This window comes from Polaromonas sp. P1_G2 (assembly GCF_056405515.1).
The window spans coordinates 1-428 of the sequence record NZ_JBFUBY010001294.1; the positions used below are offsets into that span (position 1 = coordinate 1).

The 428-nt window shown below is 56.8% G+C and carries 1 protein-coding gene; it reads right to left on the reverse strand.

Going from position 1 to position 428, the window contains the following annotated elements; genetic code table 11:
- Positions 1 to 170 (reverse strand): DUF1007 family protein (locus AC1D0P_RS30205; RefSeq protein WP_477680099.1); only part of this gene is annotated, 170 nt, incomplete at its 3' end.
- Positions 171 to 428: the final 258 nt, after the last annotated feature.

Sequence of the window (428 nt, forward strand, 5' to 3'; positions counted from 1 at the left end):
CTGGACGAGAACACTTCATCGAAGCGCCAGACATTGTGCAGCTCGACAACATTGTGATTGGCATCGGCAACGATCTCCAGCCGGGCATCGGCGAAGACGTGCGGATGGGCAGAAGCTGCCGCCGGCAAAAGCACGGCCATGGCCAGAAGCGGCAGAAATGAATGTTTCATCTGGAGACTGTCCCGTAATCCTGGCCGCCCAAAAACCGAACGAATGAGTCAAAATTCCGAATGATTAACGGCCTGCGGCAATTTGGACACTATGCCCGGACCTATACGTTCTTCTTGAACCAGCCATGCAGGTAATCAACGAAGCGGCGGACCTTGGCCGGCAGATAGCGGCGGTGCGGGTAGATGGCGTAGATGCCGCCGCCATCGGGCATGAAATCTTCCAGGATGGTGGTGAGTTCGCCGCATTCGGTCTTGGGC